Here is a 6,491-nt window from a genome sequence, read left to right as displayed (position 1 = left end):
TAAGTATTCCAATCTCAGCCGAATATCCCGATCCTTACCCTTCGCAAAAATTGCTATCTTGGTGTCCTCTTTCAAAATGTGATTTAACAGCCAATCCTTCAAGAATTTACGGAGCAAGGTGAAACTCCCTTGATTGTGTTCACTGTGCCATGCCTCGACGTGTTGGTTTACATTGTCAATAAGCATTCTGTGAATGTCTCTATGTCTCTCAAAGTCAGGAAAACTAGAGACCTCCATAATTGCTTCTTCGCGAGTGAAATGATACTGCGTGTATTCTGTATTCAATAAGTTCGTTGATAATTTCATCCACATCCGCCATGTCAGCGGATCGCCGCATTAGGCGGTTCACCATCGAAACTAGGACCTGATGATCCTTGTCGATGGTGTCAACACCTATTTTTATGACCTCCGTCCAAATCAGCACATCATCATTATTAGCCAAAGGAAGTTCGATCCAGAATGTGGACCCAAGTCCCTCTTCGCTTTCAAAGTCAATGCGACCACCCAAGCGTTCCGCAAGCAATCTGCTCACAGTAAGTCCAATGCCCGTCCCCTCTCTTGCGATCATTGAATCTGCATCTACGCGGTGGAATAGATTGAACACGCTCGATTGATTTTTTGCGGCTATGCCAATACCGGTATCGATCACCGATATACGAAGGTATCCGTAATCAGTTTCCGTTCCCTCTATGGTTACCGTCCCGCCATCCTTATTGAATTTAATTGCGTTACCGAGAAGATTGATCAAAACCTGCTTGAGGCGGGTGCTATCTGTGAAGAGATGCACTAATGGTCCATTGCTGAACTGGTCAACGATCTCGATGCTTCGTTTTTTCCCAAGTGGAGCCACCAAATTTACGCAGTTGGAGATAACCTCGTTTGCTTCTAAGTCGATTAAAGAAAGATCAATTTGATAGGCTTCAATACTTGCCAGATCAAGGATTTGATTGACCAATTTAAGAAGGTGGTTGCCACTCTCAAGGATGTTCTCGACATAGTCGTTCTGGTTTGGAGAGAGAGGGGCGTTCGGTGTGAATTGCAACATTTGGCCAAAGCCAAGAACCGCGTTCAGGGGCGTGCGCAATTCGTGGCTCATTGCAGCAAGGAATGCAGATTTAGCTTCACTTGCAGCATTCGCGGTATCGAGAGCAATTGCCAGTTCACTCTCAAAGCGCTTTTGTTTTATAAGTCCCGAAAGAGTATTCGAGACGGTTTTAACAAACTTCAGTTCTTGTTCCGTTCCGTGATGGCCGTGTGGCGTATACAGATTTAAAACGCCTAACAACTTCTCACCTGATTGTATTGGTTCGCAGATATGGCCATGTTCATTAATGCCATCAAATGTAATTTCATGATCATGATCCAAACAGAATTTCATAATCGTCTTCCTGAGCAGTGCGGCCTGTCCACATAGGCACTGCCCAAGATTTATCTCTGTACACATGGATTTGATTTGTGGAGCGAGGTTGCTCTGAGCCGCCATATGAAGTTTATTAGTGAGTTCATCGAATAAAAATACGGTGCCCATTCCAAAATGTTTAAAACGTTTACGGCTCAAAATAAGCTTTAGAGCTTTTTCTAGGGTATCGTTCAGTGATTTTGATAATATGGACAGGGATAGAATTTCAGAGATTATTTCGTTATCAGTCGACCGTTCTGCTTTCTCTTCGTTAGCGAGGGCTAACTCTGTCGCGTTGCGCAACTCGCTTTCCATATTTTGTGCAATTTTTTCGGTGTATTTTTGACGTAAAGCTAGCGACGAAACGATGAAAAACAGCAAGAAACTCACGACCAGGCCAACAATAGCGACGATAATCGGTTGGCGGCTTTCCGATACACCCTGTGCATTCCTGCCGGTAGTGAAGTGCAATGCCCACTTGCGACCTTGAAGCTCCAATGCGACCGTTTTCATCAATGCGCCTGCAACCAATGGATATTCTTCGTGGGAACTTTTGTTGCTGTCGAAAAGCATCGTCTCCTTCGATACGCGTTCGCCATCAAAAATCTCGTATTCGATTTCGGTTTGCTCTGACCCCAAAATCCCTGTCATGAGATCTCCCATACGAAAGGGACTGTAGACCCAACCAATAAATGCCTTGCGCCGTTGCTCAATCGTCTCCAGAGATACGCCGTCCTGATACAGTGGGAGGTACGTCAGAAATCCTTTTTGCACGTCGGTATTGGTTTCCTGAACGAGGGTAATGATCCCCGATGTTGACGCCTCACCTGTATCACGGGCGCGTGTCATAGCTTCTCGGCGCATATCATTCGACCACATGTCATAACCGAATGCGCGCTCATTGCGCCAATCGAATGGCTCCAAATAGATGATCGCACTGTATTCGTCACGATCGCCCTCTGGTTTGATGGTATATTCAGGAAAGCCCTCGTTTCGAATTTCACGGATATGTTTAGCTTTATCTCCAACGGTGACAGGTATGCTGAAGCCGATACCTTGGATACCGGGCCAATTCTTTTTAATTTTTAGAGAATTTACGAAAGTATTAAACTCTTTACGGGTGATATTTTCCGAAGCGTGAAACAAGCCTACGACGCCCTGTAATACCTGTTCATAACCGTTCATTCGAGCGTATATGGCGGATGAAATTTCACTGGATCTGTTATCAAATCGTATCTGGGCCTTGGCACGTACAGACTGGTCTGTCGCATACCAAGCTGCTGCGGTTAATACCAACCCCAACAACAACACAACCCACGATGTATAAACATGGCACAACAGTCGCGTGATAGGTCGGATTTCTTGTAATTTTTGATTCCCACCTGACATATTAATCATCCTGATTTTTATTTGAAGTATGTCACACTACTTCAACACAACGAGATTGCGAAATGGAGACTTGGCTACCACCTAACGGCAGTACATTTATCAAATTAATTAGAGGTTAAGCCTTGTGTATTGCTCAAGGAAATAGACTTTCTCATTGTGTCAATGAGAAGCTCAGTGGAACAAGGCTTTGACAGAAACAGATGGCTGGAACCCACCAGACGATACGTGGTGTCCTGATCAACGTGCCCAGAAAGCACAACACGGGCTGTGGAAGGATACTGTTGTTCGACTTTGCCCAACAACTCTTCTCCGCTCATTGTCGGCATCTGCATGTCGCTCACAATGATGTCGTAAGGCTTTGTTTCCATCAAGCCTAAGGCTTCCTCACCTTCGGATACAAAATCCATATTCCATTCATCAGACATTCCCCTCAAAGATCGTTTTAGTCCGTCCAGAACATGCTGTTCATCATCAACGAAAATAATATTTTTTAGTTTTTTGAGATCAGGTTGCGTAATCGCATTTTTTGATTCTCGGTTAACGGACATTTTTTCAGCAGTATGATTCCTAACATTATCAATATCAACCATCACATCTAATATCTGGCGTTCCTTTCCTACTGTGAATTTTGCATATTTCTGATCTTCATGCATGTGGGGTATCAATAATTCACGGGCAAAATCACGCATGGCTGCAGTGATTTCTCCACTGGGTTGATCGCTCCATTTTTGAATGATGTTGTTTAGGGCTGTTGTCAGGTTTTTATGAAGCTCACTATGAAGTTCCAAATCAGGATAGTCGCACACTCTCATCACGGCTTCTTCTTTACCAAAGTGGTGTGCAAAATATTTTAAAAGTTCATCAATGGCAGCATTTATGTCTTCATCATTCTGGCTCATTACTGAAATTTTGTTTATCTGTTTCACAAAACATTGATGGTCAAAATCTATTTGATCAATGCCAACCCTGAGATCATCAGTCCAGATAAGAACATTTTTGTTGGAAAGCAGCGGAAGCTCGAGCCAAAATGTTGACCCTTGGTCAAGTTTGCTTTCAAATCCAACATTTCCAGCAAGTCTCGCCGCCAGCAGTTTTACAACTGACAGCCCCACCCCCGTACCTTCAACAGAGATGTGTGGGTTAATTTGAAAGCGATGAAAAATCTCAAAAACGTTAGGATGGTTTTTTTCTGCAATACCAATTCCCGTATCGGTTACCGAGAGATGCAAAAAACCGTGATCGGTTATGCTCCCCTCGATTGTGATAAGGCCACCTTCTTTGTTATATTTGATTGCATTTGTAATGTAATTTATGACCATCTGCTTAAAGCGATTTGGGTCGGTGTTGAGCATAGCCGATGCGCTACTCACCATATTTTTGATTTTAATATGTCGCTTTTGGGCCAATGGAGTCAGCATCAAAACACAATCCGAAACAATTTTAACTGCATCAACAGTATCAAGATTAATTGTGGTCCTGTCAGCTTCAATTTTGGCCAAGTCGAGAACTTCATTGATAAGATTCAACAGGCTGGCTCCGGCGGTCAAAATGATATCCACAGACTCTTTCTGTCCAGGCATCAGAGGCTCGTCTTTCCTGTATTGCATCATTTGGGCAAAACCCAATACAGCATTCAAAGGGGTGCGCAGTTCATGGCTCATAGAAGCTAAAAACTCAGATTTAGCTCTGCTTGCTGCTTCGATTTTATTAATAGACTCTTCTATCTTATTTTTTAACACCTTTTCATGGCTATATGAGGCCGTAAGATCTGCAACGGCTTTTTCGAGATGCCCTTCTTTCTCTTGAATTGTAAAACTCATTTTCATAAAGTTGGATGCAAGCACCCCAATCTCGTCGGATGTATGGCACGGCAAATCAACCTCATAGTCACCATTCGCCACCTGTTGTGTGGCGCGTGTGATGTGGTTGAGTGGTCGCGTGATGCTGCGCATGATGAGGAACAACATGACGGCTGTGAGGAAAAATCCCGCAACGACAACACCCAACGTGATTATAAATACGTTCCACGCTTTTTTCTTAATCTGGTTGGCTTGGACCACCAGATCATCTGCGAGTCTATTTTCGACATCTCGGAGCAGGTTGATTTTAACCGAGATGGTATCAAACCAGTAACTGTTTACAATATTCCCGGTGGTCCCGGTTATCGGACTGTCGATAACGATCTTGCGCATACGCTCCACCTCGTCAACCGTCGCGCCGACCATTGTTTGGGCAAAAAAGGTTTTCTGCTCCAGTGTCGCATGGGTGTTGAAACTGTCGAGGAAGACCTTTTGTTCGGCGATCAGTTCAACGAATCTTTTATAGATTTCAGGTCTGAATAAATGCCTACTGAACCCCCCAGAACCCATAGCACGTTCTTGCCCAGCCCGTTCCTTCAGTTGGAGGATGCTGCTGTAGGCGTCAATGGCGTTGGTGATCTCAGCATGAGTGCTTAAGGTGGCACTTTCATCGACAATGCTGAGCAGGTTGGCGATGGTAATGGTGAAATAATTGGCAATTTTAGACACGGAGGATTTCAAGATATCTACGTCTTTGCGTTCGCCGTCCAGAAGCAAAAGCTTGGTTTGAGTCTTTTTTATCTTGCCCTGCAAACTAATTGAGAAGGCCTCCGCGTCGAACCTATCAAAGACAGCCAAGAGGGCCTTCTTCTTTTCCTCTGTAAGGTGCCGTTGCCAGGGGAGGCGATCGGCAAAAGACAAGCCATTGGACCCTATATATACAGCCGACATGCCACGTTCTTTTTGCAATTCGTGCACCATAGCGCTGACTACGGGCACCAGTGAGGTCAATTTTTGAAGTTGGTTAACTTCGGAGACGACCTGCATTCTCTGAAACAACAAGACACCGGAAAAAAGCAGTGACCCAATGACAGGGATGATGAGCGCCATCGTAATGCGCAATGAAATATTCATATATTCATAACCTTAACAAAAAGCTGTATAACTGCCATAGAATTGAAATATTATGTTCTAAATTGTGGGTGCAAAAATAATGATCAATACATTCCTGCATATTTTCCGTAATGATTATATTTTGGCATAATAAAGAATATTTTATGCAAGTGGCCTATCCCCATATGGGGACTATTCTGTTTTAATTTGTGTCCTGTTGCCAAAACCAACCATTGATACGGTTTGATTGGAACACTTTCACACCTTATACCAATCGGCAAAACGAATCATTGATTGGCCCATTTTTTCATTCCGATGGACATAATTCTCCATGGCTGATCCATCAGTTGGTTCCAAGCGAAGCAGCAATGGTCAATGATGTCGTTGTAGGATGTAAATATCCTGTTTGAGAGCCAATTGTCGCGCATGAACTGCCGGATATTTTCGACCGGATTAAGTTCTGGTGATCGTGGCGGGAGGGGTAGCAAGGTGATGTTGTTTGGTATCTGCAATACCTATGAGAAGTGCCATTCGGCCTGATCAACAATCATAATGGCATGTGCTCCTGGTGCGATAATGGCTGAGATTTCCTGTAAATGAAGGTTCATGCCATGGGTGTTGCAATACGGAAGGACCAAAGCAGCTCCGACGCCTTTTGCTGGACAGATCGCACCATAGATCTAGGCCGAGCGGGTGCGCTGATCCTTTGGCGCAGAAGGTCGTGTGCCCAGGGCTGTTCAACGCTAACTATTTGAGACGATAATCAAATAGTTAGCGTTGAACAGCCATGG

Annotated in this window: 2 protein-coding genes and 2 pseudogenes; all 4 read right to left on the bottom strand. The window is 44.1% G+C overall.

Annotation, left to right across the window (positions count from 1 at the left end; genetic code table 11):
• Nucleotides 1-237, bottom strand: a pseudogene (locus BEN30_RS19225) (hypothetical protein); the annotation flags it as partial.
• On the bottom strand, nt 224-2,788 hold the full coding sequence (locus BEN30_RS11670) for a CHASE domain-containing protein (protein ID WP_170827039.1): 2,565 nt from the start codon (nt 2,786-2,788) through the stop codon (nt 224-226). The pseudogene BEN30_RS19225 and the gene BEN30_RS11670, both read right to left, overlap by 14 nt.
• 104 nt (nt 2,789-2,892) lie before the next feature.
• Nucleotides 2,893-5,721 (bottom strand): nitrate- and nitrite sensing domain-containing protein, encoded by a 2,829-nt coding sequence (locus tag BEN30_RS11665; protein ID WP_069958517.1) that lies wholly within the window; start codon nt 5,719-5,721, stop codon nt 2,893-2,895.
• Between the two features lie 266 nt (nt 5,722-5,987).
• Nucleotides 5,988-6,428: pseudogene (locus BEN30_RS17945) on the bottom strand (transposase); the annotation flags it as partial.
• Nucleotides 6,429-6,491: the final 63 nt, after the last annotated feature.

The organism is Magnetovibrio blakemorei, from assembly GCF_001746755.1.
Classification (GTDB): Bacteria; Pseudomonadota; Alphaproteobacteria; order Rhodospirillales; family Magnetovibrionaceae; genus Magnetovibrio; species Magnetovibrio blakemorei.
This window is presented reverse-complemented; position numbering and strand designations above follow the sequence as displayed.